The following is a 26,706-nucleotide window of genomic DNA, read 5'->3' on the forward strand; positions in this document are numbered from 1 at the left end:
AGGTCCGTCCACGACGACGGAGGCACCACCCGTCAGGGCGGCACCTCCGTCGTCATGCGTGCTGCCTATCGGTCAGATACCGGCCTGGTGGTTGGTGCCCACCTGGTCCACCCTGCGGTGGAAGCGCATGCCGGCCTTGCCTCCGAGGACAGCGCCGACCAGCGGGACGAGGATCGCGATCGCCAGGGCGATCAGGCCGCTCGCGGTGAGGGCACTGCCGTCGACGGGGATGCTCGGGGCGCCGTTGAGGTTGGAGAGCACGTTGAACTGGTCGCCGGCCACAGCCGCGAGGATCGCGAGGACGATGGCGATGATGATGCCCCAGAGCCAGACGGCGACACCCTGCTTCGCGCCGTCGAACCGCGCCATGCGGCCGGCGACGTACCCGCCGCAGTAGTAGGCGACGAACAGGATGACGGCGAGGACCATCCCGCTGACGATCCCGATGGTTTCCGCGTTCTCCGTGGCCTGGTTCGCGGCCTCGTTGGCGCTGCCCGAGGTCGACGCCCCGATGCCGACGCCGATCGCCGTCGCCAGGGCACTGAGGATGACGGTCAGCCCGATGGCCGTCAGCCAGCCGAAGAACGCCGACCCGAACTTGATGCCGCCGAACTGCTCCTTCTCCGCGGCGACGACGTCGTTGCGCCTGCTCTTCGGGGTGCTCGCTCCGGATGTGTTCTCTGATGCCATGATGCTGCTCCTCCAGTGGTGGATGACCGCGCCGGCCGCGACGGATGCTGGCGGCCGCTGATCATCAGTCTGCTTACTACCGTGACCGGGGCGGAACCGTCGGCGCAACCGCTTTCTTTTGCCCGGGGTGCAAGAACCTGCCGGACGAGGGAGCGCCCCCGCACAGGGGCCACGCTTGGTGCGTCTGCGTGTCGCCGGTGCAGCGCCGGCCATGGCCGCGGGATTAGTAAGTGCCCTTGTTATCTCTTTGTCGCTTGCCTACAGTGAGGCGGAGTGCAGTCCCCGCTGCATGTTCACGATGGCAGATGCTAGGAGCGCTACATGATCACCTCGCACGATCTCGATCGCCTGACCACCGGCAAGGGCACGGTCTACACGAACGACGGCGACAAGCTCGGCTCGATCGGCGAACTGTACGTCGACGACAGCACCGGGCAGCCCAGCTGGGTGACCGTCAACACGGGGCTCTTCGGCACCAAGGAGACCTTCGTGCCGCTGCAGGACGCTTCCGCCGACGGCAACGATCTCCGCGTCCCGTACACCAAGGACCTCGTGAAGGATGCCCCGTCCGTCGAGCGCGACGGCCACCTGAGCCCGGAGGAGGAGGAACGCCTCTACCGGCACTACAGCATCGGTTCCGGCACGACGGCGACCACGACGACCACCACGTCCGACCAGGGGCGCGAGGCCCCCGGCTTCCAGCCAGGCGACGAGCGGGTGGACCGCTCGGACAGCCGCGGGGTCGTCGGACACGACACGTCCGGCCCGACGACCGATGACGCCATGACGCGCTCCAAGGAGGAGGTCCACGTCGGCAAGGAGACGCACGAGGCCGGCAGGGCACGCCTCCGCAAGCACGTGGTGACGGAGAACGTCAGCCAGACGGTCCCCGTGAGCCACGAGGAGGTCCGCGTGGAGCGCGAGCCCATCACGGAGGCCAACCGCGGCGACGCGTACGACGGCCCCGCCATCAGCGAGGAGGAGCACGAGGTGGTCCTGACCGAGGAGCGCCCGGTCGTCGAGAAGGAAGCCGTCCCCGTCGAGCGCGTGCGCCTCGACAAGGAGACGGTCACCGAGCAGCAGACCGTCAACGAGCAGGTGCGTGAAGAGCGCATCGAGACCGAAGGCGACGGCACCCGCCGCTGACCCTTCGCTGGCCTGCCGCCGGCCCGAGGGCCGACCGGAACAGCTCGACCGCAGGGCGCGCCGATCACGGCGCGCCCTGCGGTGCGTGGTCCTCGTCTGCGCAGCGGCCCACGCGCCCTTGCCCGGCAGCGGGGCGGATGGACGCGCAGCGGCCCGCTCCTCGAAGGAGCGGGCCGCTGCGTAGGGTGGCCGTGCGCCCGGCGTTGCCGGAGGCAGCGTCGGAGAGCCGTCAGAGGGCCGTGACCTGCACGTCGCAGTGCAGCCGCCGGGTGTGATCGACCCGCCGGACACTTCCGGTCAGGTCGAGCGGCACGGCGGACCGGATGTCGCCGCTCGACGCCCCGAGGCGCAGCTCGAGGGCACCCGGCTCGACGATCCGCCCCCCGTCCCGTCCGGTGAAGGACGCGACGTCGGCGGGCACGGTGAACGCGACACGCGCCGAGGAACCGGCCGCGAGCGGTACCCGCGCGTAGCCGACCAGCCGCTGTACGGGGCGCACCACCGAGGCCACAGGATCGTGCAGGTACAGCTGCACCACCTCGACGCCGTGGCGCTCCCCCGCATTCGTCACGGTGACCGCGAGGCCGACCTCGCCGTCGATCGCGATGGAGTCCGCCGTCGACGCCACGTCGCTCCACGTGAAGTGCGTGTAGCCGAGGCCGTGGCCGAAGGGGAACGCGGCCGTCGGGTCGATGTTGGACACTCCGCTGGACTGCGCCAGGGGCGCCGCCAGGTAGGTGGACGGCTGGGCGCCCGGCGACCCCGGGATGCTGACGGGCAGCCGCCCCTCCGGGTTGATGCGCCCGCTGAGCACCCCGGCGACGGCGCCGGCCCCCTCCTCCCCGGGGAAGAAGCCCTGCACGATCGCCGCAGCCTCGCCCGCTGCGGCCCCGAGCGCATACGGGCGCCCGGTCAGCAGCACCACGACGACGGGCTTCCCGGTGGCGAGCAGACCCTCGAGGAGCTGTTGCTGCACACCGGGCAGGTCGAGCGATTCGGCGTCGCACCCCTCGCCGCTGGTCCCCCGCCCGAAGAGGCCGGCCCTGTCCCCGAGGACGGCGACGACGACGTCCGCACCACGTGCGACCGCGAGAGCCTCGTCGAAGCCGGTCGTCGCGCGGCCATCGATGGTGCAGCCGGTCGCCGTCGTGATCTCGCTGCCGGGGAACTCGTCGCGGAGCGCGTCCGCGACGGTGGGGATCCGCAGCCCCAATTCGACCTCGGGGTGTTGCTCGCCGACGTGGGCCGGGAACGAGTAGCAGCCGAGGAATGCGCGGTGGGTATCGGCGTTCGGCCCGACCAGGGCGATGCGCGGTGCCCCCGCCAGGGGGAGGATGCCCGAGTTGCCCACCAGGACGATCGACTGCTCGGCCAGCCGGCGGGCGATGTCCCGGTTGCCCGCCGGGTCCAGGTCGACGACGGGCACCCCGCCACCCGCAAGGGCGGGCGGTACGGCGGACCAGTCGGCGTCGAGCAGCCCCAGGTCCAGCTTCTGCCGCAGCACGCGGCGCAGCGCCCGGTCGACGAGCGCCTCGTCGATGGTGCCACCGTCGATCTCGGCGAGGAGGTGGTCCCCGAAGGTGTGCACGGTGGGGAGCTCGACGTCGACCCCGGCGGTCAGCGCGGCGGCCGCGGCCTCACCGAGGGTCCCCGCGACACGGTGGAGCTCCTTCAGGAAGGCGATGCCGAAGTAGTCGGCGACCACCGTGCCGTCGAAGCCCCAGGTGTCGCGGAGCAGCGAGGTCAGGAGCGAGGCGTCGGCCGCGGTCGGCACACCGTCGATGTCCGTGTAGGCGTGCATCACGGAGCGGACGCCGGATTCCCGGATCGCCATCTCGAACGGCGGCAGGAGGACATCCGCCCGCTCGCGTTCGCCGATGGAGACGGGTGCGAGGTTGCGGCCGGCCTTCGACGCGGAGTACCCGACGAAGTGCTTGAGCGTGGCGACGATCCCGGCCCGCTCGAGTCCCTGCACGTAAGCCGTCGCGATGGTCCCGATCAGGTAGGGGTCCTCCCCGATGGTCTCCTCGACCCTGCCCCAGCGGGCATCGCGGACGACGTCGAGCACGGGGGCGAGGCCCTGGTGGACGCCGACGGAACGGAGGTCCGCGCCGATGGCCGAGGACATGGTCCGTACGAGGTCCGGGTTGAAGGTGGCCCCCCAGGCGAGGGGCACCGGGTAGGCCGTGGCCTTCCATGCCGCGAACCCGGCGAGGCATTCCTCGTGGACGAGGGCCGGGATGCCGAAGCGGTTCGCCGCCGTGATGCGCTCCTGGGTGCGCTGCAGCGACAGGGCGCCGAGTCCCGGTTCCACGGGGGCGGTGCCGAAGGGCCGGGTCAGCTGGCCGAGGCCGTGCGGGAGGAGTTCATCGAGGTCCACGGCCTCGTTCATCTCGTTCTGGTGAGGGGCCACCTCGCCGCCCTCGGTGTTGGCACCGACCCACACGCCGACCAGCTGGGCGACCTTCTCGCGCAGCGTCATCGCCTGGATGAGGGTCTCCACCCGGTCCTCGGGTGTGGCGGCGGTGTCCCGCCACGGGGCGTCGTTCAGTGTTGTCTCAGTCATGGTCACTTTCCGCCAGCGCCCATGAGGCCCTGGACAAGCGCGCGGCGCGCGAACAGGTAGACGAGCAGGACGGGCACCATCGAGAGTGTGACCGCGGCGAGCAGCCCCGGGATGTTGATGCCGTACTGCGTCTGGAAGTTGAAGAGGCCGAGCGTCACCACGCGGGTGCTCTCGGACTGGGTGAGGATCAGCGGGAACAGGAACCCGTTCCAGGCCTGCAGGGCGGAGAACACGGCGATCGTGGAGATCCCGCCCTTCGACAGGGGCAGCACCAGGCGGAAGAACGCCCGGGCGGGGCTGGCCCCGTCCATGGCCATCGCCTCGTACAGCTCGCCCGTGATGTCGCGCATGGTCCCGCTGAGGATCAGCGTGCAGATCGGCAGCGCGAACGCGGCAGTGGGCAGGATGATGCCGAGCAGGTTGTCGTACAGTCCCACGGCGTTGATCAGGTAGAAGACCGGTACGATCACCGCCTGGGCGGGGATCGCGAGGCCCAGGAGGAAGAAGCGGAACACGAACGACGCCGCCCGGCTCCGGCTGCGCACGATCGCGTAGCTGAGCGGCGGGACGAGCAGGAGGACGATGGCGACGACGCCGACGGTGACCACCACGGTGTTGAGGAAGTACCGGCCGAAACCGCTCGTGATCGCGTCCGCGTAGTTCTGCAGCGTGAAGCTGGTGGGGAAGGACAGCGGACCGTTGTCGCCGAACTCCTCCCGCGTTTGGAAGGTGCCCGAGAGCATCACGTACAGCGGGATGGCGACGATCAGCAGCCAGACGAACGAGCCGATGCCGGCGAAATAGTTGGGGCGGGTCTTCATCACAGGCCTTCCAGCGAGCTGTTCATCTTGTCGTAGCCGGACACCTTGACGACCACGAGGGAGATCAGGGTCGCGACGACCACGAGCACGAGGGCGATCGCACTGCCGACGCCGAAGTCGAAGCTCTGGAACGCCTCCTGGTACATGTAGAAGGCGGTGATGGTGGTGTCGGTCCCGGGCCCGCCGTTGGTCAGGATGAGCACGGTCTCGAAGGTCGTCAGGCCGCCGACCACCATCAGGATGATCGAGGTGATCGCCGTGTTGCGCAGCTGCGGCAGGGTGATGGAGAAGAACTGCCGCACCATGCCCGCGCCGTCGATGGACGCGGCCTGGTAGAGCACGGTCGGGATGCCCTTGGCGGCACCCTGGTAGATGAGGGTGTGGAAGGGCGTGAACTGCCACATCCCCACGAAGATGAGCACGCCGATGGCACCGCTCTGAGTTCCGAGCAGGTTGCCGTCACCGAAGAGCCAGGGCAGCTGCCCGGGAATGCCGAAGTTGGGATCCAGCAGCGCGCGCCACAGCACCGAGATGGCGGCCGAGGAGAGCAGCAGCGGGATGAAGTAGATGGCGCTGAGCACGGCCCGGTTGCGCTGGTTGCCCGCGGCCCAGACGCCGAGCAGGATGCTGAGCGGCGTCTGGGTCACGACGCCGAGGACGATGAACAGCAGGCTGAGCCACAGGCTCTTCAGCATCACCGGGTCGGCGGCCAGCGTCCTCCAGTTCTCGAGCCCCACGAACTCGGGGTCACCGAGCCCGCTCCAGGAGGTGAAGGACAGGACGGCGACGGCGATGAGGGGCACGAGCGCGAACAGGGCGAAGAAGATGGTGGCGGGCAGGGCCCAGGCGAACCCGGGACGCCCCACGTTGGAGGCACTCGAGCGGGCCGGGCGGCTCGATGTGGAGCCGCCCGGTGCTGCCGGCCTGCGGGTTGCAAGCGTTGTCATGGAGTGTCCTAGAGACCCTGCATGGCCTTGATGAAGCCGTCTTCATCGATCTGGCCGCTGAAGAACTGGGACACCGCCGTGTGGATGGTGACGGTCGCCTCGGGCGGGTACGCCTGGTCCCAGGAGAGCTGGAAGTTCGGCGCTTCCTTGACGAGGTCGAACTGGTACGTGGCGTACTCCGGGTTCGAGGCCTGGTCGAGGAACTGCTCGGTGTTGGTGGTGGTGGGCAGGTTGCCGATGGCGATCTGCTCCTGGACGAACTCGTCGGAGTACATGAGCTTCAGGAACTCCGCCGCCTCCTCGGGGTACCGGGTGTCCTTGTGGACCGAGTAGAAGTTGTTGGTGTTGCCCGCGAGGTTGTCGGGATCGCCCTCGCCGCCCTCGATGGCGGGGAACTCGCTGTAGCCGAGGACGTTCTCGGCGAACTCGGGGTTCGCGTCGAGGTGCGTCGCGTAGGCCCAGGAGCCCATCAGCTCGAAGCCTGCCCTGCCGCTGGAGAGCAGGGTCGGTGAGCCGCCGTCGGTGAACTTCACCGAGTCGAAGTTGGTGCCGAAGGCGCCGGCGTCGATGAGTTCGCGGAGCATGCCGAGCGCCTCGCGGCTCTCCTCGGAGTCCCAGACCTCGGTGTCGCCATCGAGCGCGGACTGGAACAGCTCCGGCCCGGCCACGCGGTCGAACACGTACTGGAACCACATCTGCGTGGGCCACTGGTCCGCACCACCGAGCGCGATCGGCGTGACGCCCGCCGCCTTCAGCTTCTCGACGTCCTCCAGGAGTTCGTCCCATGTGGTGGGGGGAGCGTCGATACCGGCCTGCTGCAGGACCTCGGAGTTGTTGAACAGCATGACGGGCTGGGTACCGCGCATCGGGATGCCGTAGCTCTTGTCCTCGACCACGGCCGTGTTGAAGACCGAGGGGAGGAAGGCGTCCTTGAGCTGGGGGTCCTCCTCGATGAAGTCGTCGAGGGGCAGGAGCAGGTCCGCCTTGACGAAGTTCGCGATGCTCCCACCGCCCCAGTTGAAGAACACGTCCGGGGCGGAATCGGTGTCGATGATGGTCTGCAGCTTGGTCTGGTAGTCCGCGCCGGGGATCGTGTCGAGCACGACCTTGACGTCGGAGGTCTCGTTGAACTTCTCGACCATGGCCTGCTCGACCTTGTTGCTGGCGTCTCCGTAGACCGCGACGTGCAGTTCGTTCTCGGGCCGGCTCGATGCGTCGCCGCCGCCGCCACCGCACCCCGCGAGGGTGAAGCCGAGCATCAGGACCGCGGTGCCCGCGAGGGAGCGGGACATCCAGGTTCGGTTGTTCATCGTTGAACGCCTCTCGAAAGTTTCGATCATATGATCGAAAGTAGTGTGGTGGCATGAGTGTATGTAGCGATCCTCGACAAATGCAAGGCCGAGTGTGCAGACGGTCACATTCTGCGATGAACAGCATCCGGCGGCCCGCGAATACGCGAGGGTAAGCTATCGCTCATGTCGATTCCGGCGGACGAACCGCGCGTCACCCTCGCCCACCTCGCCGCGAAAGCAGGGGTGTCCCTCTCCACCATCTCCAAGGTGCTCAACGGACGCACCGACGTGTCGCCGAAAACCCGGGCGAAAGTTGAGGAGCTCCTCGAGGAGAACGGCTACCGTCGGCGCAAGGTCTCCACGGCCAAGGCGGGCCTGGTGGAACTGGTGTTCCACGAACTGGAGAGCGCGTGGGCCCTCGAACTCATCCGGGGCGTGGAGAACGTGGCCCGCAGCCATGGCCTGAGCGTCGTCCTCACCGAGACCGGTTCGCGGCATGCCCCCGGGCCGGAGTGGATCGAGGGCGTCATGTCGAGGCGGCCGGCCGGCGTGGTCCTCGTGTTCTCGGAACTGCCCCTGGACTTCCGCGCGAAGCTCGACGCCCGGTCCATCCCTTTCGTGATCATCGACCCTGCGGGCGACCCCTCGCCCGACGTCCCCTCGGTGGGGTCGGCCAACTGGTCCGGCGGGATGATGGCCACACGGCACCTGATCGACCTGGGGCACACGCGCATCGCGGCGATCAGCGGGCCGGAGGACATGATGTGCTCCCTGGCGAGGATCGACGGATACCGCTCGGCCATGAACATGGCATCCCTGCCGATCGACCCCTCGTTCATCAGGTTCGGCAACTTCCATGTGGACGGCGGCCGGCACCACGCGTTCTCCCTCCTGCGCAGCCCCCACCCGCCCACCGCGATCTTCGCGGGCAGCGACCTCCAGGCTCTGGGCGTGCTCGACGCCGCCCGCCAGATCGGCCTGCGCGTCCCGGAGGAACTCTCGATCGTGGGATACGACGACCTGCCCGTGGCGCAGTGGTCGAGCCCCGCCCTGACGACCGTCCACCAGCCGCTCATCCAGATGGCGGAGGAGGCCACGCGCATGGTCCTGCGCCTGCGCGACGGCGAGCGGCCCGACAACCTTCGGCTGGATCTCGCGACGAGCCTCGTGGTGCGCCAGAGCACGTCCCCACCGTCGGACGGCGTCCTCACGGTGGACGGTCCGATCGGGCAGCGGGCCTGATCCCGGGGCCGCCCACCGCCCCGATACGATGGCAGTCAGACCAGGCGCACGGAGGCTCCTGCAGGACGAAGGAGGATCCGGGCTGTGCGGTCATCACCCGGCACGGCGAACGGCACCGAGGGCCTTCGCGCGCAGAACCTGTCCCAGATCCTCACCATGGTGCACCGGGACGGACCGCTGTCCCGCTCCGAGCTGACCCGCCGCAGCGGCTTCAACCGCTCCACCGTGGGCGCCCTCGTGCAGGCCCTCGTGGAGAAGAACCTCGCGCGCGAGTCCGAGCCGGCCGGCGCGGGTCGGGTGGGGCGTCCGAGCCCCATCGTGCAGGCGAACCCCGACGTGGCCGTGCTCGCGGTCAATCCCGACATCGATGCGCTGACCGTCGGCGTCGTGGGCCTCGGCGGACGCGTGCACCATCGTGTCCGCCGCGAGACCCGCGGCATCCCGTCGCTCGAGGACGCCGTCGGCCTCACCCGCGACATCGTGGCCGACCTGCAGCCGGCGCTGGCCGCCCTCGACCGGGTGCTCGGCGTCGGGATCGCGCTTCCCGGCCTCGTCAACGCGGGCACGGGCCGCGTGCTCGTCGCGCCGCACCTGGGGTGGCGCGACGCCGACCTCACCGGACCGTTCAGCCGGGCGCTCGGACTCCCGGCGGTCGCCGGGAACGACGCCTCGCTCGGGTCCCTTGCCGAGAGTATCTTCGGCGCGGCCCTCGGGGTGGGGGACTCGGTGTACCTGAATGGCAGTGCGAGCGGCATCGGCGGTGGGATCGTCACCGGAGGAGCGCAGCTCGTGGGCAGCCGGGGCTTCGGCGGGGAACTCGGCCACACCCTCGTCAGCCCGGGCGGGGCGGCGTGCCACTGCGGCCGCTCAGGGTGCCTGGACGCCGAGGTACGCCTGGAACGGCTGCTCGATGCGGCCGGCGAGGACGCCGGGGGCGGCATCGAGGCACTCGAGCGGGTGCTCTCGGAGGACCCCGGGCCGGCGGTCCGGGCCGAGGCCGAGCGCCAGAGGCAGTTGCTCACCGTCGCCCTGGTCGACTTCACCAATATCTTCGACCCCCGGCTGATCGTCCTCGGCGGATTCCTCGGAGCCCTCGTCGGGTTCCCCGGGGATCAGCTCAGCGGGACTGTCAACGCGGCATCGCTCGCGGGCGGGGTGGAGGTGCGCCGCGCGGCGCTGGGCCCGGAGCTGCTGCTGATCGGGGCCGCGGAGCTGGCGTTCCAGCCCTTGCTCTCAGCGCCGTCCTGACCTCCGGGAGGACGCCCTTCCGACGAGAAGGTGGAGTCGGGTCCGATGCAGCTGCGTCCATGAGGGGCCTGTCTGCGGGCGCACGAAACGGCGCATCGTCCCTGCTGGGCTGATGCGCCGTGGTGCACGGAAGGTCGGCGGATCGAGGGTCAGCCGGTGCGGCGCGAGCCGCTCTCCTCGCCTTCGTCCTCGACCTCGTCGGCGTACTTGTCCTCGTACGCCGAGTAGTCCGGTTCAACCGGCTCGACGGATTCGGTACGTCGGGTGGAAGCACGACTACCCGGGCCTGTGAGCTCTCGCTGCAGTGCCGAATAGTCAGTGGCCGGGCTGAAGTACTTCATATCCCGTGCCTGCTTGGTAGCTTTTGCCTTTTGACGGCCGCGCCCCATGGCGTGACCCCCTTTGTGCGTCGATCCGGAGGTGGTCACTGGGGCGCGAGGCCCAAGGCTGCAGCGAGGCCCCGGAGTATTTGGTCAAATTGTCGTAAGTATAGATTACATGCTTTCACCGTCGCCCGAGCCCGGTTCGGATCGGCGGTGCGCAGGCCGATGCGGCGGCGGTGTGTCCTGCCCGCCTGACGGGCCCGCCCTGCACCGGGTCCCTGCGGGGCCGAACTTGGATAGAGTCGGAGCCACGCCGGAGCGTCCCGGCGACGAGCGACCAGGAATGCAAGGAGACAGCGGCCCACCATGAGCAACGAGGAGCAGGCACCGAGGGAGCCCGGGACCGGTCGCGCGCCGGACAGCACGGACGCGCAGGACGGCCCGGCGCTGGTCGATCCCGACGACGTGGTCCTCGACGACGGGGACGTCTCCGCCGATGCCCTCGATCCGGAGCTGTCGGTCCCACCCGAAGCCCTCGACCTGGAGGAGCCTGCCCTCGGACCCGTGCGCATCAGCACCGACGCCGCGGAGGCTGCCTCGCTCGAGGAGGCTGCCGCCGAGGCACGCGCAATAGCCGCGGAGGCCGAGAAGACCGGGACGCTCGTCGGCGGGCCGATGCCCGCGGACGCCCCGCTCGTGCGCGCAGCCCCGGACGGCACGGCCCCGGCCGGGGGCGCCGCCGGCGACACGACCGACGACACGACCGGCGACACGACCGGCGATGCCGGCGACACCGCTGACATCCCTGGGACCGAGCCCAGGACCGGCAGCCACGGGGCCTCCGCCGTCTCGCCCCAGGGCACCGGGCGTCGCCCGGACGCCGGGCACGGCGGGGACGACGAGCCCCACGAGGACGCCGGGGTCCCGATGGGCGGGCACTATGCCTTCCCGCCCGAGGGCGGCGAGCCGGGCCTCGGGCACCCGGGCCTGTACCCCGGGACGGATCCGGCCTCCATCGGCGCAGGAGACGCCGGAGCAGCCGGAGGCGGCGGCGTTGCGGGGGCCGCAGGAACTGCCGGGGGCACGGGAACCGCCGGGGCCGCGGGAACCGCCGGGGCCGCAGGAACCGCCGGGGCCGCAGGAACCGCCGGGGACACGGGAACCGCCGGGCCGGACGACTCGCCCGGGAGCGGCGCCATCCCCGCCCGGGCCGGGTGGGTCCCCGAGGCGTCCGCCGACGGGAAGCACGGCGCCGCGCAGGATTCCCCCCGGCGTGACAGGAGCCGGGCCAGGAGCAGCAACCTGCCGCTGCTCCTGGTGATGGGCGGCGCCGTCGTACTCCTCGGACTCCTCGTCTGGCTGCTCGTATCCCTGTTCGGCGGATCGGACGACGAGCAGCGCGTCGATCCGTCGTCCCTCGCAGCCGGCGAATGCCTGGCGGAGTTCACGGAGATCACCGAGGACGCGGCCCGGGTGGACTGCTCCGAACCCCACAACGCGCAGCTCGTGGCGAGCGAGAACTACCCCGACGACGCCGCGTTCCCGGGCCGGGAGCAGCTCGGCCTGCGCGCCGAAGCGGCATGCGCCGACGCCTCGTCGAACATCGACCCGGAGGTCGTCACCGAGGGCCTCCGGGTCACCCTGCTCAATGCGGTCCCGACCACGCAGACGTGGTCCGACGGTGACCGCCGCGTGGACTGCTTCGCCGTCGTCGAGGACGGCGGCACCCTGAGCCGGAGCCTGTTCACCCCCTGACGGGGCAGGACGTACGAAGGGGAGGAACCGAATGGTCCCTCCCCTTCGTCGCATCCGGGATGGCGATGCTACCGTGCGGCCTGCACGAGAAGGCCCTCCGGCTCTGCGCCCGCGTCCCCGAGGGAATCCATGTCGGGCTCCGGACGGTCGACGACGACGGTGTCGCCGTCGACGATCTCGCCGGCAAGGATGCCCCGGGCCAGCCGGTCGCCGATCTCGCGCTGGACGAGTCGGCGGAGCGGGCGTGCTCCGTACGCCGGGTCGAACCCGGTGAGGGCGAGCCACTCGCGGGCGGCCTCACTGACCTCGAGCTCGAGCCTCCGGTCGTGCAGCCGGTCGCTCAGCGACTTCACCTGCAGCTCCACGATCCGCGACAGCTCGTCGAGGCTCAGCGGGTCGAACACCACGACGTCGTCGAGCCGGTTCAGGAACTCCGGCCGGAAGTTCGCGTTGACGGCGGACATCACGGCGGCGCGCTTCGCGGCGTCGTCGAGGGACGGGTCCACGAGGAACTGCGAGCCCAGGTTCGAGGTCATCACGAGGATCACGTTGCGGAAGTCGACCGTGCGGCCCTGGCCGTCGGTGAGGCGACCGTCGTCGAGCACCTGCAGCAGCAGGTCGAAGACCTCGGGATGCGCCTTCTCCACCTCGTCGAGCAGCACCACACTGTAGGGGCGGCGGCGCACGGCCTCGGTGAGCTGTCCACCCTCCTCGTAGCCCACGTATCCCGGAGGAGCGCCGACGAGGCGCGCCACCGAGTGCTTCTCCGAGTACTCGGACATGTCGATCCGGATCATGGCGCGCTCGTCGTCGAACAGGAAGTCCGCGAGCGCCTTGGCGAGCTCCGTCTTGCCCACACCAGTGGGGCCGAGGAACAGGAAGGAACCCGTGGGGCGGTTCGGGTCGGAGACACCGGCCCGGGCTCGCCGGACGGCGTCGGACACCGCGGACACCGCCCGCTGCTGCCCGATCAGGCGCGCGCCGATCACCTGCTCCATGGCCAGGAGCTTCTCGCTCTCGCCCTGGAGCATGCGCCCGGCCGGGATGCCCGTCCAGGCGGAGATCACCTCGGCGATGTCGTTCGCGGTGACCTCCTCGGCGACCATCAGCTCCGGGGCGTTGGCGCTCTGCTCCTCGGCGGCCTGCGCCTCGCGGAGCTCGCGCTCCACCTGCGGGATCTCCCCGTACAGGATGCGCGACGCCGCCTCGAGGTCGCCTTCGCGCTGGGCACGGTCGGCCTGCGAGCGCAGGTCGTCCAGGGATGCCTTCAGGTCGCCCACGCGGTTCAGGCCGGCCTTCTCCGCCTCCCACCGCGCATTCAGCCCGTCGAGCTCCTCCTGGCGGTCCGCCATCTCGGCGCGCAGGGCGTCCAGCCTCTCGCGGGACGCCTCGTCCTTCTCACGGGACAGCGCCATCTCCTCCATGCGCATGCGCTCGAGGGACCGGCGCAGCTCGTCGATCTCCACCGGCGCGGAGTCGATCTCCATGCGCAGGCGCGAGGCCGCCTCGTCGACGAGGTCGATCGCCTTGTCCGGGAGTTGCCGCCCCGGGATGTACCGGTGGGACAGCGTGGCCGCGGCCACGAGCGCGGAGTCGGCGATTGAGACCTTGTGGTGCGCCTCGTAGCGCTGCTTCAGTCCGCGCAGGATGCCGATCGTGTCGGGCACGGACGGCTCGCCGACGTACACCTGCTGGAACCTGCGCTCCAGTGCGGGGTCCTTCTCGACGTTCTCACGGTACTCGTCGAGCGTCGTCGCACCGATGAGCCGGAGCTCGCCGCGCGCCAGCATGGGCTTGAGCATGTTCCCGGCGTCCATGGACCCCTCGGACGCCCCGGCGCCCACCACGGTGTGCAGCTCGTCGATGAACGTGACGACCTGGCCGTTGGACGAGCGGATCTCCTCGAGCACCGCCTTCAGGCGCTCCTCGAACTCCCCGCGGTACTTGGCGCCCGCGATCATGGAGCCGAGGTCGAGGCTGATCAGGCTCTTCCCCCGGAGCGACTCGGGGACGTCCCCGGCCACCATGCGCTGCGCGAGGCCCTCGACGACGGCGGTCTTGCCCACGCCGGGCTCGCCGATCAGGACGGGGTTGTTCTTCGTGCGGCGGCTGAGAACCTGGACCACACGGCGGATCTCGGCGTCGCGGCCGATCACGGGATCGAGCTTGCCGCTGCGGGCCACCTCGGTGAGGTCCACGCCGAACTTCTCGAGGGCCTGGAAGGTGTTCTCGGGGTCCGGGGTGGTCACGCGCCGGTCACCCCGCACGCCGGGGAGTGCGGAGGCGAGGGCCTCACGCGTGAGCCCGGCGGAGCGGAGGATGCCGCCCGCGGCACCGGCGTCGGATGCGAGGGCCAGCAGGAGGTGCTCGGTGGAGACGAACTGGTCCCCCAGGGTGTCGGCCTCCTCCTTGGAGGCGTTGACCGTCTGCAGGGCGCCGCGGGAGAACTGCGGCTGCGCCACGGAGGATCCCGACGACGACGGCAGGGCCTTGATCGCGGCGCTGGCCTGCACGCTCACGGTATCGGGATCCGCGCCCGCGGCCTTGAGGAGCGCGACGGCGATGCCTTCCCGCTGATCCAGCAGTGCCTTGAGGAAGTGGGGGGTCTCGATCTGTGCGTTGCCCGCCGTGGAGGCATTCATGGCGGCAGTCGACAGCACCTCACGGCTCTTGGTGGTGAAATTGGTGTCCACGCGCGGTTCCTTTCCGTCCTGACACAGGGATGACGATCACATTGAGTGTACTTGACTCAACTTTGATACGGGGGTGGATATTCCCGAGGGACAAGCCCGCGCAGGTGCGCTACGCTCGCGGCGGTCGGCGGTCGGCGGTCGGCGACGGGCCGTGCGCGTTCCGGTGAGGCGCGGGGCCGGCGGAGGCTGCGTCTCCGACATAATGAGCCGTATGGGGAAACTTCACCGCGCCACGTCCGTGCTGACCATTGCCGTTCTCGCACTGAGCCTCGCCGCGTGCACGGACGACCGTCCCACGGCCGAGGACGCGGCCGGCACGCTGGCCGAGGGGCTGGGCCGGCTCGACGTCGGACAGTCCTCCTTCGACTCCCTGGAGTCCTCCGAGGTGACCCACCAGCTCGCCGTGATCACGGAGGGCTTCGCGCCCGGGGCGCCCCGGGTGACGGTGGCCGGTGTGGAGGAGACGGGCGAGGACAGCGCGAGAGCCACCCTCGACTACGTCTGGGATCTCGACGCCACGGACTCCGACTGGACGTACAGCACCACGGCGGACCTGACGCGCGTGGAGGACGTGTGGCAGGCCGCCTGGGACCCGGCGGTGTTCGTCCCGAACCTCCTGCCGGAGGAGAAACTGACGCTGACGCGCGTCCCGGGCGACCGCGGGGACATCACCGGCGCGCGCGGCGAGGTGATCGTCACCCAGCGGCCCGTCATCAGGGTCGGGATCGACAAGACGCGTGTCCCCGCCGAGCAGCAGGCGGCGTCCGCGCGGGCCCTCGCGACACTGCTCGAGGTGGATCCCGCCGACTACGAGCAGCAGGTCACGGACGCGGGCGCCGAGGCCTTCGTCGTCGCCCTCGTGCTGCGCGACGACGCCACCCGCACTGTGACGGACGCGCAGATCGACGCCATCCCGGGCGCCCTGCGGCAGGCCGACACCCTCGAGCTCGCACCGACCCGCACCTTCGCCCGCGAGCTGCTCGGCAGCGTCGGCGAGGCGACCGAGGAACTGGTGGACCAGTCCGACGGCGCCGTCACGGCCGGGGACGTCACCGGTCTCGGCGGCCTGCAGCTGCAGCACAACGCCCGGCTCGCCGGGACACCCGGCCTGGAGGTCAACGCCGCGCCCGTCGACGCCCCGGCCACACCGACGCAGCGGCTGTTCGCCAAGCCGCCCGTGGACGGCACCGACCTCGCAACCACGCTCGATCCCCGCCTGCAGAGCCTCGGCGAGCAGGTGCTCGCGGACGAGCCCTCGGCGTCGTCGATCGTGGCCATCCGCCCCAGCACGGGCGAGGTCCTCGCCGCCGCCAACGGCCCGGGCAGCGAGGGGCTGCAGACGGCACTGCTCGGGCAGTACCCGCCGGGATCCACGTTCAAGGTGGCCACGAGCCTCGCGCTCCTGCGGAAGGGCGTCACCCCGGAGACGCCCACCGACTGCGCGGAGGAGGTGACGGTGGACGGCCGGACGTTCAACAACGCGAGCACCTACCCCGCTCAGTTCCTCGGCACCATCCCGCTCCTGGAGACCTTCGCACAGTCCTGCAACACGGGGTTCATCTCGGCGCGGGACAGGATCACGCAGGCCGATCTCGCGGGCGCAGCCACCGACCTCGGCATCGGCGTCGAGGCGAGCATCGGTACGCCCGCGTTCTTCGGTTCCGTACCCACCGAGGCGGAGGGAACGGCGCATGCCGCCGCCATGATCGGGCAGGGCGAGGTCCTCGTCTCACCCCTCGCGCTCGCCACCATGGCCGCATCCGTCGGCGCCGGCTCACGCGTCACGCCGACGCTCCTGGCATCCGGCGGGTCCACGGACCTGGACCCCGGGTCGGAGGACGCCACGCCGTCGGCCACCGCCGGCCCCTCCGAGGAGGCGGCACCGAGCGCCTTCACGGCCGCCGAGTCCACGACGCTGAAGACCCTCATGGCCGCCGTCGTCGCCCAGGGCGGCGCGCAACTGCTGAAGGACGTGCCGGGCGAGCCCGTCCTGGCCAAGACGGGCACCGCGGAGTTCGGCAGCGAGACCCCGCCCCGCACCCACGCGTGGGTGGTCGCCCTGCAGGGCGACCTCGCCGTCGCCGTCTTCGTCGAGGAGGGCGAGCTCGGCTCCACGTCCGGCGGCCCCCTCATGCGGGCATTCCTCGCGGGAGCCGCCACCTAACAGCCACCGGTCCGCCGCGAAGGCCGGGCCGTCCACTTCGACGACATGGGGGTCGGATCAGCACAGTGAACGCAGTAGCTTGATCATCCCCCGGCGCCACAGGTGCGCCGGGGGCCATCCGAAGACCGTTGAAAGGGTCGCAAGTGGATCTCACGTTCATCCCGCTCATCATCGGCGCGGTGGTGTTGCTCGTCGTCATCGTCGTCGCCGTCGTGCTCGCCCGCATGGCGCTGCACATCGCCAGCCCGGACCAGGCACTCATCATCTCGTCCAAGGACAGCAAGGGGCAGCCGGACCCCGACAGCCAGCGCGTCGTCTTCGGCCGCATCTTCATCAACCCGTTCTCGCAGCGCGCCTACCCGCTGTCCCTCGCCTCACGCCAGGTGTCCCTGCGCATCGAGGGCATCTCCAAGAACGGCATCAAACTCCACCTGACCGGCGTGGCCCAGGTGAAGGTGGGCGGTGACGCCGACGCCGTCCGCAAGGCAGCCCAGCGCTTCCTCAACCAGCAGGACGCCATCGACCACTACACCCAGGAGACCCTCTCGGGCTCGCTGCGCTCCATCGTGGGCACCCTGACGGTCGAGTCGATCATCCGGGACCGCGCCACCTTCGCGAAGAGCGTGAAGGAGGAGGCGGAGCACTCCATGCACAACCAGGGCCTGGAGATCGACACGTTCCAGATCCAGTCCGTCGATGACGACTCCGGGTACCTGAAGAACCTCGGTCGGCCCGAGGCGGCGCTGGCGGAACGCAACGCGAAGATCGCCGAGGCCCGGTCCATGCAGGAGTCCGAGCAGGCCCGCGCCCTGTCCGACGAGCAGGTGGCCCTCGCGCAGCAGCAGCTGATCATCCGGCGCGCGGAGCTGAAGGAGGAGGCGGACGCACGCCAGGCACGTGCCGACGCTTCGGGTCCGCTCGCGCAGGCGGAACAGCAGGAGCAGGTCATCATGCGGGAGCAGCAGGTCGCCCAGCGGCGCGCCGAGCTCCGTGAGCGTGAGCTCGACACGGAGGTGCGCAAGCCCGCCGACGCCGAGAAGTACCGTCTCATCCAGCAGGCGGACGCGAAGCTCGAGGAACGTCGTCGCGCGTCCGAGGCCAGCGAGATCGAGGCCCGCGTCGACCTCTCACGGCGCAAGCTCGTCGCCGAGGGCGACCGCGTGGCAGCCGAGGCGGATGCTGCGGCGAACACCGCACGCGGCACCGCCGAGGCAGCGATCGACGAGGCCAGGGGCCGTGCGGACGCCGCCGTCATCGCGTCCCGCGGTGAGGCGGAGGCCGGGTCCACGGAGGCCCGCGGCAAGGCCGAGGCCGCCGGCATCGCGGCCCAGGCGGAGGCCTACGAGAAGTTCAACCAGGCCGCCATCCTGTCGAAGGTCCTCGAGGTCCTCCCCGCGATGGCCCGCGAGATCGCAGCCCCCATGTCGGCGATCGACACCATGACCGTGGTCTCGAACGACGGCGCGAGCCAGCTCAGCAAGAACGTCTCGAGCGGCGTCCACCAGACCACCCAGCTGGTCAAGGACACCACGGGGCTCGACATCATCGCCCTCCTCGGCGACCTGATGAAGAACACCGACAAGGTCGGGCTGAACGGCTCGGGCGGGTCCGGCGCCGCCGACGGCTCCTAGCCTCCACGAGAGGAAAGGGCCGTCACCGCCTGGTCGGTGGCGGCCCTTTCCGCTGTCCGGCGCCCCTTGCGGCGCCACGACCCCCTTCCCAAAACCGACGACGCCCCCTACAGTGATCCGAGTAAATGAATGCCATTCATTTTGAGGTGCGGGTCACTCCCGCCCATGGTCGGACACCCTCCGGCCGCACCCGCTCCCGGTGGACGTCGTCGATGACGAGGCGCGTCCACCCTCCTGAGGAAGGCCGACCATCGTGCCCACATCGCCCAGCCAGACCGCGACCTCGGGGGCCGGCTCCGCCGGCGGGACGGGGACCTCACCGAAGGGACTCGCCCGCGGCCAGCTCGGACTGCTCGCCATCGTCATCATCGGCATCTCGACGATCGCGCCCGCCTACGTCCTGACCAGCACACTGGGCCTCACCGTCGCCGAGATCGGCGTCCACCTGCCCGCCATCTTCATCGTCGGGTTCATCCCCATGTTCCTCGTCGCCCTCGCCTACAAGGAACTCAACGCCGACTCGCCGGACAGCGGGACCACCTTCACCTGGGTCACGAAGGCCTTCGGTCCCTTCGTGGGCTGGATGGGCGGCTGGGGACTGCTCGCGGCGAACATCATCGTCCTGTCCAACCTGGCCGGCGTCGCCGTCGACTTCTTCTACCTGTTCCTCGGACAACTCACCGGCGACGCATCGATCGCCGGCCTGACCTCGAACAGGGCCGTCAACATCGTCACCTGCCTGATCTTCATGGGGGCAGCGGTCTGGGTGTCCTGCCGGGGCATCCGCACCACGCGCACGGTTCAGTACGTCCTCGTCGGTTTCCAGCTGCTCGTCCTCGCCTGGTACACCGTCCAGGCCTTCGCACGGATCGCGGCCGGTAGCGCCTCCGGCCCCGCCTTCAGCTGGGAGTGGTTCAACCCCCTGGGCATCGAGAGCTTCTCCGCCTTCGCCGCCGGCCTGTCGCTGTCCATCTTCGCCTTCTGGGGCTGGGACGTCTGCCTCACCGTGAGCGAGGAGGCCACCGACGGACGCCGGACGTCGGGGCTGGCCGCCACCGTCGCGGCGGTCGCCATCCTCGTGATCTACCTCCTCGGGTCGATCGCGACCGTGATGTTCGCCGGCCTCGGCGCCACCGGCATCGGACTGAACAACCCGGACAACTCCGAGAACGTGTTCACCGGTCTCGCCGCGCCCGTGATGGGTCCGTTCGCGATCCTCCTGTCGCTGGCCGTCCTCTCGAGCTGCGGGGCGTCGCTGCAGTCGACCTTCGTCTCGCCGGCCCGCACGCTGCTCGCCATGGGCTACTACCGCGCCCTGCCGGGCCGGTTCGCGCACGTCAGCACCCGCTTCAACTCGCCGGTCTATGCGACGGTCTTCTCCGGTGTCGTCTCGGCCGCCTTCTACGTCCTGATGCGCCTCATCAGCGAGAACGTCCTCAACGACACCATCCAGGCGCTCGGCCTGATGATCTGCTTCTACTACGGGCTGACGGCCCTCGCCTGCGTCTGGTACTTCAGGGACTCGCTGTTCAGCAGCCTCCGGAACGTGGTCTACCGGCTCTGCGCGCCGCTCCTCGGCGGGATCGGGCTGATCGTCGTCTTCCTCCAGACCGCCGTGGACAGCTGGGACCCGGCGTTCGGCAGCGGGTCCGAACTCTTCGGGATCGGCCTCGTCTTCGTGATCGGCATCGGCATCCTCGTGGCCGGTGCCGTCGTCATGCTCGTCGTCCACCGGCGCAGCCCCGACTTCTTCCGCGGCCGGACCCTCACCAGGGACTCGTCGTCGCTCGTCCTCGACGACTGAGGCGCCTGCCGGCAGCCTCCGGTTCCGCCCCGACACTCCCCCGATCCAGCACTCCCGATCCAGAAGGACTCCCGTGAACCCCCGACACCACGACGACGCATCCACCCTCACGACGGAAGCGACCCCTGAACGAGCGATCCCCACGGGACGGCAGAGGATGCCCGCGGAGTGGGAGCCCCACGACCGCACGTGGATGGCCTTCCCCCCGGCCAATGACACCTTCGGCCCCGACGGAAGCCACACCCTCGCCCGGGCGCGGAACGCCTGGGCGCGCGTCGCGCAGGTCATCGCCCGCTACGAGCCGGTGACGGTCCTGGCCGATCCCGCCGACACCGAGGCGGCCGGCACACTCCTCGGAGAGGGCGTCGCGGTCGAACCGGTTCCGCTGGACGATGCGTGGCTGCGCGACTCCGGGCCCACCTTCGTCCACGGTCAGGACGGCGCGGTCGCCGGCGTCGACTGGGTGTTCAACGGGTGGGGGGCCCAGCACTGGGCGGCCTGGTCCAGGGATCGGGGCGTGGGACGCGCGGTGGCGGATCTGGCCGGAGTGGAGGTCCTCGGCAGCGGACTCGTCAACGAGGGCGGCGGCTTCCACGTGGACGGACGCGGCACGGTCCTGCTGACGGAGACCGTCCAGCTGGATCCGGGCCGCAATCCCGGGGCGACCCGGGAGTCCGTCGAGACCGAGATCCACGCCCGGCTCGGCACCCGTCACGCCGTCTGGCTCCCCCGGGGCCTGACGCGGGACTACGGGGAGTTCGGCACCCGCGGGCACGTCGACATCGTCGCCGCCTTCACCCCGGCGGGCTCGCTCCTCGTCCACCGGCAGGACGATCCGGGGCATCCGGACCATGAGGTGACCCGCGAGATCAGGGCCGTGCTCGCGTCCTCCACCGGCGCCGACGGCCGCGCACTGCCGATCATCGACGTGCCGGCCCCGACGGTCACCCATGACGACGACGGGATCGTCGACTGGTCCTACCTCAACCACTACGTCGCCAACGGCGTGGTGGTGCTCTGCGCCTTCGACGACCCGAACGACTCCGTGGCTGCGGGGATCCTGCAGGACGCGTATCCCGACCGCACCGTCGAGCTCGTCGATGCGCGCGACATCTTCGCCTTCGGCGGCGGCATCCACTGCATCACGCAGCAGCAGCCGGCCCCGCGGCGCGGGGATGGCGGTTCCTGATGGGCTTCGACGTGGTGGAGGCGACCATCGCGGAATCGCGGGAGGCCCTGCGGACGGGCGCGGCGACCAGCGAGGAACTCGTCACCGCCTACCTCCGGCGCATCGAGGCGTTCGACCGGGGCGGACCCCGCCTGAACTCCGTCGTCGTGCTCAACCCCGGCGCACTGGACGAGGCGCGCGCGTCGGATCGCCGTCGTGCAGCCGGGCGGGCGCTGGGCCCGCTCGACGGCATCCCCTACACGGCGAAGGACAGTTACAAGGTCGACGGCCTCACCGTCGCGGCCGGGTCACCCGCCTTCCGTGATCTGGTGGCCCGGCAGGACGCCTTCACCATCGAGCGCCTCCGCGGTGCAGGGGCGGTCCTGATCGGCCTCACGAACATGCCGCCCATGGCCAACGGAGGCATGCAGCGCGGACTCTACGGCCGCGCCGAGAGCCCCTACAACGCCGACTACCTCACAGCGGCCTTCGCCTCCGGCTCCTCGAACGGCTCGGGGACCGCGACGGCCGCGAGCTTCGCCGCCTTCGGCCTCGCCGAGGAGACGTGGTCCTCGGGCCGGGCACCCGCCTCCAACAACGGGTTGTGCGCCTACACGCCGTCCCGCGGGGTCATCTCCGTGCGCGGCAACTGGCCCCTGGTCCCCACCATGGACGTGGTGGTGCCGCATGCCCGCACCATGGCGGACCTCCTCGAGGTCCTCGACGTCGTCGTCGCGGACGACACCGTGACGCGCGGCGACTTCTGGAGGATGCAGCCCTGGCTCCCCATCCCCCCGGCGTCGGCGCTCCGGCCCGCCTCCTACACGGCCCTCCACCCGGACGGCGTCACCGAGGCGCGCCGGGTGCTTGCCGGCAGACGCCTGGGTGTCCCCCGCATGTACATCAACGCCGACCCGGACGCCGGGACCGGCGAGGCGCCGGGCATCGGCGGGCCGACCGGCCGGCGCATCTCCACCCGCCCGTCGGTCATCGCGCTCTGGGAGGCGGCCCGCCGCGACCTGGAGGACGCCGGGGCGACCGTGGTCGAGGTCGACTTCCCCGTCGTCTCCAACTACGAAGGCGACCGTCCTGGAGCACCGACCATCTCCACGCGCGGCCTCGTGAGCCAGGACTTCCTGCGCCGGGAGATCACGGACCTGTCCTCGTGGGCGTGGCACGACTTCCTGCAGGCCAACGGCGACCCTGCGCTCTCCAGCCTCTCCGACGTCGACGGCTCGGCGATCTTCCCCCCACCGGAGGGATCCCTCCCGGACCGCTATCACGGATTCGACGACGACATCACCGGATACCCGGCGCATCTCCGCGAGCACGCCATCAGCGCACTGACGGACATCCCGCACCTCGAGGAGGGACTCCGGGGACTCGAGGAGACGCGGCGGCTGGACCTCGACCACTGGATGGACCGGCACGGACTCGACGCCGTGGTCTTCCCGGCGGCCGCCGACATCGGCCCGGCCGACAGCGACCGGAATCCCGCATCGGCGGACATCGCCTGGCGCAACGGCGTCTGGGTCTCCAACGGCAACCTGGTGCCGCGGCACCTGGGCATACCGACGGTCACCGTACCCATGGGACTGCTCGAGGACCTGCGGATGCCGGTGGGCCTGACGTTCGCCGGAGCGGCGTATGCCGACACCGAGCTGCTGAACATGGCCGCAGCCTTCGAGCGGATCGGCTCGCCCCGTCGGGTGGAGCCTCCCCGGACGCCTCGTCTGGCCACGATCAGCTGATACCGGGCATCCGGCGAGCTTCAGCGGTAGGTGGGCAGGTACGTACCCGACGACGGGACGATCACCTTCCCGAGCGGCGCGAGTGACACCGGGATGAGCTTGAGGTTGGCGATGCCGAGCGGGATCCCGATGATGCTGAGGAACATCGGGATGGCGGTGAGCACATGGCCGATGGCGATCCAGATGCCGGCGACGAGCAGCCAGATCACGTTGCCGATGCTCGAGAGGACCGTGACCCGGTTGCCGCGATGGACGATCGTCTGGCCGAAGGGCCACAGCGCGTAGAGACCGATCCTGAACGAGGCGATCCCGAACGGGATGGTCACGATCAGCACGCAGCAGATGATTCCGGCCGCGAAGTAGCCCAGCGCGAGCCAGATGCCGCCGAACAGGAGCCAGATGACGTTCAGGATTGCGTTCATCGCCCCATTCTCGCCCATACCCCCGGGCCCCGCATCACCCGGGACGGGCGAAGGCCCCCTCCCCTGATCGGGGAGAGGGCCTTCGCTCGTCATCCGGATGTCAGCGCGGGCGACGGTCGTTCGACGCCGGCGCGCTGGCCCTGCGGGAACCGGCGGCGCGGCGTGCGCCCTCGGCCCGCGGTGCCGACGACGGCGCGTGGCTGCGCTGTCCACCTGCTGCGGGGGCTCCCGCGGCGGGGCGACGGACGGCGTCGCCGACGCGCTGGCCAGAGGCGGGACGGCGGCTGCGCGTCGAGGTCTCGGACGCGGTGCGGGGCTCGTCGGCCCGGCGGCGCGAGCCACCGGTCTTCGCGGCAGCACCGGTGTCGGACCCGAACCGGGGTGCCTGCGGCTGGTCCTTGCGACGGTCGGCACGGTTGCCCTGCGCCGCCTGGGGATCGGCGGAGACGCGACCGCGTCCACCCCGTCCTCCACGGCCGCCGGCAGCCGGAGCAGCCGATCCGCGTCGGGCGCGCTTGCGCTCGGCGTTGGCGCCGGTCGAGGTACCCTCGCCGCGTGAGGATTCACGGGATGCCAGGAGCGCCGCCCGCGTGCGGGGATCGATCTTCTCCGCGAGGTCGCCGGTCAGGGACAGCACGAGCGGCGAGGTGGCCTTGACGGTCTCGAAGGCGACGTCGACGCCTGCGGCCTTCATCAGCTTCTGCACCTCGGACTTCTGCTCGGGCAGCGTGATCGTGACCACTGTTCCCGAGGAGCCTGCGCGAGCCGTACGGCCCGAGCGGTGCAGGTACGCCTTGTGCTCCGTGGGCGGGTCCACGTGGACCACGAGTTCGACGTCGTCCACGTGTACGCCGCGGGCGGCGACGTCGGTGGCGACCAGGACGCGCACGTCGCCGGAGGAGAACTCGGCCAGGTTCCTGTCCCGGGCGTTCTGGGAGAGGTTGCCGTGGAGATCGACGGCGGGGATGCCGGCGTCGGTCAGGGTCTTCGCGAGCTTCCTGGCGTGGTGCTTGGTGCGCATGAACAGCAGGCGGCGTCCGGTGCCCGAGGCGAGCTGCACGATGAGCTGCTTCTTCTGGGTCTGGTCGCCGACCATGAGCACGTGGTGCTCCATCGTGGTGACCGCGGCCTGCGGGTCGTCCACCGAGTGGGTGACGGGGTTGGTCATGTAGCGGTTGACCACCTTGTCCACGCCGTTGTCGAGCGTGGCCGAGAAGAGCAGGCGCTGGCCGTCCTTCGGCGTGGTGTCGAGGAGCTTCTTCACGACGGGCAGGAAGCCGAGGTCGGCCATGTGGTCGGCCTCGTCGAGGATGGTGACCTCCACGGACTCGAGGGTGATGAGCCTCTGGCGCATCAGGTCCTCGAGGCGGCCCGGGCAGGCGATGACGATGTCGACGCCCGCGCGCAGCGCCTTCTCCTGGCGCTGCTGGGACACACCGCCGTAGATCACCGTGGTGTTGAGCCCCAGCTCCTTGGCGAGGGGCTCGACCGTGGCGTTGATCTGGGTGGCGAGCTCACGCGTGGGAGCGAGCACGAGCGCCAGGGGACGCCCCGGCTTGCGACGGTAGGCCGCTTCCTGCTCGGCGAGGCGTGCGACCATCGGCAGCGCGAAGGCGAGGGTCTTGCCCGAGCCGGTGCGGCCGCGGCCGAGGACGTCGCGCCCGGCCAGGGAGTCCGGAAGGGACTTGACCTGGATGGGGAACGGTTCGGTGATCCCCTGCGCGGCGAGGTTCTCGACCAGCGCTTTGGGCACACCGAGGGCAGCAAAAGTAGTCATGAAGAGTACACGAGCTTTCTTCTCATACTCCCCGGCACCGGTCGGTGCGGGGGTTCGCCGAAGAAAAGTCAGACAGTGTCCACCGCGCTTCCGGATGCCGGAAGCTGGATGCGGGACAAAAGAATGCGTTCTAGCGACGCAGGCTGCGCATCTCACTGGCGGAACCGGTCCGCCCTGCGCAGGCAAGTGCTCCCAGTTTACCAGCAGGGCGGCCCCGATCCCGCATCGGCGCGGGACGGGACGCGGCGGCGAGCGCCCGCGGGCCGCTTCCCGGGACCTCGCCATGCCGCGGGTCGTCCGGCACATACCGCCATCCCCGCGGCGGACCAGCAGGTGCAGGGGCCGCCGATGTGCTGCCGGTAGCCTTGGACCTGATGGAGCCACAAGCACAGACCCCCGACCAGCCGCACCGCGCACAGCCCGTGTCCTTCGTCCGGCGGGGCTCGCGCCTCCAGGGACGGCGCCGCGAGGCGTGGGACGAACTTGCCGAGGCCTTCCTGATCGACGTCCCGCGCGTCGAGAATGCCGATACGTCCGTCGCTCCGGGGTTCGTGTTCGACGCCGCCACGGCCTTCGGGCGGACCGCGCCGCTCGTCGTCGAGGTGGGCTCGGGACTCGGCGAGGCCATCACGCATGCCGCGGAGCTCGACCCCGAGCGCGACTACCTCGCCCTCGAGGTCTACCGTCCCGGGCTGGCCCAGACGATGCTGCGCATCAGCCAGAAGGACCTGACCAACGTGCGGACCGCGCAGGTCAATGCGGCCGAGGCCTTCGGGGGCATGATCCCGGCGTCCTCCGTGGCCGAGCTGTGGACGTTCTTCCCCGACCCCTGGCACAAGGCCCGGCACCACAAGCGCAGGCTCGTCAAGGAGGACTACGTGGAGCTCGCCGCGCGTGTCCTCGAGCCCCGCGGCATCTTCCGGCTCGCCACCGACTGGTCCAGCTACGCGGTACAGATGCGCGAGGTCCTGGACGCGAGTGCACACTTCGAGAACCAGCACGACGGGGAGCGTACGGGTGCCGAGAGCCCTCTCACCCAGGTGTGGGAGAGCGGCGTGGAGTCGGTGGTGGGCGGCGCGCCGGTGCGCGAGGGCCGCGACCCGGTCAGCACCGGCAACACGGGCGTCAATGAGGGCGTGGACGAGCGCGGCGGGTGGGCGCCGCGGTTCGACGGGCGGACCCTCACGAGTTTCGAGAACAAGGCGATCAAGGCCGGCCGCATGGTCTTCGACCTCACCTACCGCCGCCGCTGAGCGGCCGCCGCTG

At 70.5% G+C, this 26,706-nt stretch carries 19 protein-coding genes; 10 read left to right on the forward strand and 9 right to left on the reverse strand.

Annotated elements, in window-relative coordinates:
• Window positions 1-72: 72 nt before the first annotated feature.
• Window positions 73-690: a hypothetical protein gene (locus tag AC4D2C_RS10065; RefSeq protein ID WP_490914531.1), complete on the reverse strand. Its 618-nt coding sequence runs from the start codon at window positions 688-690 to the stop codon at window positions 73-75.
• Window positions 691-1,011: 321 nt separating this feature from the next.
• Here AC4D2C_RS10065 and AC4D2C_RS10070 point away from each other — a divergent pair, with 321 nt between their 5' ends.
• Complete coding sequence (locus AC4D2C_RS10070) at window positions 1,012-1,836, forward strand: DUF2382 domain-containing protein (protein WP_490914533.1); 825 nt, start codon at window positions 1,012-1,014, stop codon at window positions 1,834-1,836.
• Between the two features lie 229 nt (window positions 1,837-2,065).
• On the opposite strand, the gene AC4D2C_RS10075 is transcribed toward AC4D2C_RS10070, so the two are convergent.
• From AC4D2C_RS10075 to AC4D2C_RS10090, 4 genes are read right to left on the reverse strand one after another with little or no spacing between them, the layout of a single operon-like run.
• Window positions 2,066-4,402 carry a beta-xylosidase/alpha-l-arabinosidase gene (locus AC4D2C_RS10075; RefSeq protein WP_490914534.1) on the reverse strand — a complete coding sequence of 779 codons (2,337 nt, stop codon included), beginning with the start codon at window positions 4,400-4,402 and terminating at the stop codon, window positions 2,066-2,068.
• Between the two features lie 2 nt (window positions 4,403-4,404).
• Window positions 4,405-5,223 (reverse strand): carbohydrate ABC transporter permease, encoded by an 819-nt coding sequence (locus tag AC4D2C_RS10080; RefSeq protein WP_490914535.1) that lies wholly within the window; start codon window positions 5,221-5,223, stop codon window positions 4,405-4,407.
• Window positions 5,223-6,170, reverse strand: coding sequence for a carbohydrate ABC transporter permease (locus AC4D2C_RS10085; protein WP_490914537.1), 948 nt, complete (start codon window positions 6,168-6,170; stop codon window positions 5,223-5,225). The genes AC4D2C_RS10080 and AC4D2C_RS10085 overlap by 1 nt, the downstream gene beginning before the upstream one ends.
• 8 nt (window positions 6,171-6,178) lie before the next feature.
• On the reverse strand, window positions 6,179-7,480 hold the full coding sequence (locus AC4D2C_RS10090) for an ABC transporter substrate-binding protein (RefSeq protein ID WP_490914539.1): 1,302 nt from the start codon (window positions 7,478-7,480) through the stop codon (window positions 6,179-6,181).
• A gap of 165 nt (window positions 7,481-7,645) precedes the next feature.
• Here AC4D2C_RS10090 and AC4D2C_RS10095 point away from each other — a divergent pair, with 165 nt between their 5' ends.
• Together AC4D2C_RS10095 and AC4D2C_RS10100 are read left to right on the forward strand one after the other, a co-directional pair.
• Window positions 7,646-8,704: a LacI family DNA-binding transcriptional regulator gene (locus AC4D2C_RS10095; protein ID WP_490914541.1), complete on the forward strand. Its 1,059-nt coding sequence runs from the start codon at window positions 7,646-7,648 to the stop codon at window positions 8,702-8,704.
• Window positions 8,705-8,788: 84 nt separating this feature from the next.
• Entirely contained in the window at window positions 8,789-9,952 is a 1,164-nt protein-coding gene (locus AC4D2C_RS10100) for an ROK family transcriptional regulator (protein WP_490914542.1), read from the forward strand.
• Window positions 9,953-10,101: 149 nt separating this feature from the next.
• Here the strand turns inward: AC4D2C_RS10100 and AC4D2C_RS10105 are convergent, their stop codons facing one another.
• On the reverse strand, window positions 10,102-10,341 hold the full coding sequence (locus tag AC4D2C_RS10105; RefSeq protein ID WP_490914545.1) for a DUF3073 domain-containing protein: 240 nt from the start codon (window positions 10,339-10,341) through the stop codon (window positions 10,102-10,104).
• A gap of 300 nt (window positions 10,342-10,641) precedes the next feature.
• Between AC4D2C_RS10105 and AC4D2C_RS10110 the strand changes: the two genes are divergently transcribed.
• Window positions 10,642-12,030 carry a septum formation family protein gene (locus AC4D2C_RS10110; protein WP_490914546.1) on the forward strand — a complete coding sequence of 463 codons (1,389 nt, stop codon included), beginning with the start codon at window positions 10,642-10,644 and terminating at the stop codon, window positions 12,028-12,030.
• 68 nt (window positions 12,031-12,098) lie between these two features.
• Here AC4D2C_RS10110 and clpB read toward each other — a convergent pair whose 3' ends face one another.
• Window positions 12,099-14,723, reverse strand: a complete 2,625-nt coding sequence (clpB, locus tag AC4D2C_RS10115) for an ATP-dependent chaperone ClpB (RefSeq protein WP_490914548.1) — start codon at window positions 14,721-14,723, stop codon at window positions 12,099-12,101.
• Window positions 14,724-14,934: 211 nt separating this feature from the next.
• Here clpB and AC4D2C_RS10120 point away from each other — a divergent pair, with 211 nt between their 5' ends.
• The 5 genes from AC4D2C_RS10120 to AC4D2C_RS10140 all read left to right on the forward strand — a co-directional run bounded on the left by AC4D2C_RS10120 (window position 14,935) and on the right by AC4D2C_RS10140 (window position 23,241).
• The gene (locus AC4D2C_RS10120; protein ID WP_490914549.1) at window positions 14,935-16,887 is read left to right on the forward strand and encodes a penicillin-binding transpeptidase domain-containing protein; all 1,953 of its coding nucleotides are present in this window, start codon (window positions 14,935-14,937) and stop codon (window positions 16,885-16,887) included.
• A 143-nt stretch (window positions 16,888-17,030) separates the two neighbouring features.
• Window positions 17,031-18,518, forward strand: a complete 1,488-nt coding sequence (locus AC4D2C_RS10125) for a flotillin family protein (protein WP_490914551.1) — start codon at window positions 17,031-17,033, stop codon at window positions 18,516-18,518.
• 253 nt (window positions 18,519-18,771) lie between these two features.
• The gene (locus AC4D2C_RS10130; RefSeq protein WP_490914553.1) at window positions 18,772-20,322 is read left to right on the forward strand and encodes an APC family permease; all 1,551 of its coding nucleotides are present in this window, start codon (window positions 18,772-18,774) and stop codon (window positions 20,320-20,322) included.
• A 157-nt stretch (window positions 20,323-20,479) separates the two neighbouring features.
• Entirely contained in the window at window positions 20,480-21,511 is a 1,032-nt protein-coding gene (locus AC4D2C_RS10135) for an agmatine deiminase family protein (RefSeq protein ID WP_490914812.1), read from the forward strand.
• Window positions 21,511-23,241, forward strand: coding sequence for an amidase (locus tag AC4D2C_RS10140; protein ID WP_490914555.1), 1,731 nt, complete (start codon window positions 21,511-21,513; stop codon window positions 23,239-23,241). Before AC4D2C_RS10135 ends, AC4D2C_RS10140 begins: the two co-directional genes overlap by 1 nt.
• A 20-nt stretch (window positions 23,242-23,261) precedes the next feature.
• Here the strand turns inward: AC4D2C_RS10140 and AC4D2C_RS10145 are convergent, their stop codons facing one another.
• Together AC4D2C_RS10145 and AC4D2C_RS10150 are read right to left on the reverse strand one after the other, a co-directional pair.
• Window positions 23,262-23,663, reverse strand: coding sequence for a YccF domain-containing protein (locus tag AC4D2C_RS10145; RefSeq protein ID WP_490906754.1), 402 nt, complete (start codon window positions 23,661-23,663; stop codon window positions 23,262-23,264).
• Window positions 23,664-23,763: 100 nt separating this feature from the next.
• Entirely contained in the window at window positions 23,764-25,440 is a 1,677-nt protein-coding gene (locus AC4D2C_RS10150; protein ID WP_490906753.1) for a DEAD/DEAH box helicase, read from the reverse strand.
• 374 nt (window positions 25,441-25,814) lie between these two features.
• On the opposite strand from AC4D2C_RS10150, the gene trmB reads away from it, so the two are divergent.
• Window positions 25,815-26,693, forward strand: coding sequence for a tRNA (guanosine(46)-N7)-methyltransferase TrmB (gene trmB / locus AC4D2C_RS10155; protein ID WP_490914557.1), 879 nt, complete (start codon window positions 25,815-25,817; stop codon window positions 26,691-26,693).
• The last annotated feature ends 13 nt before the right edge of the window (window positions 26,694-26,706 follow it).

Source organism: Arthrobacter sp. TJ-240 (assembly GCF_058269195.1).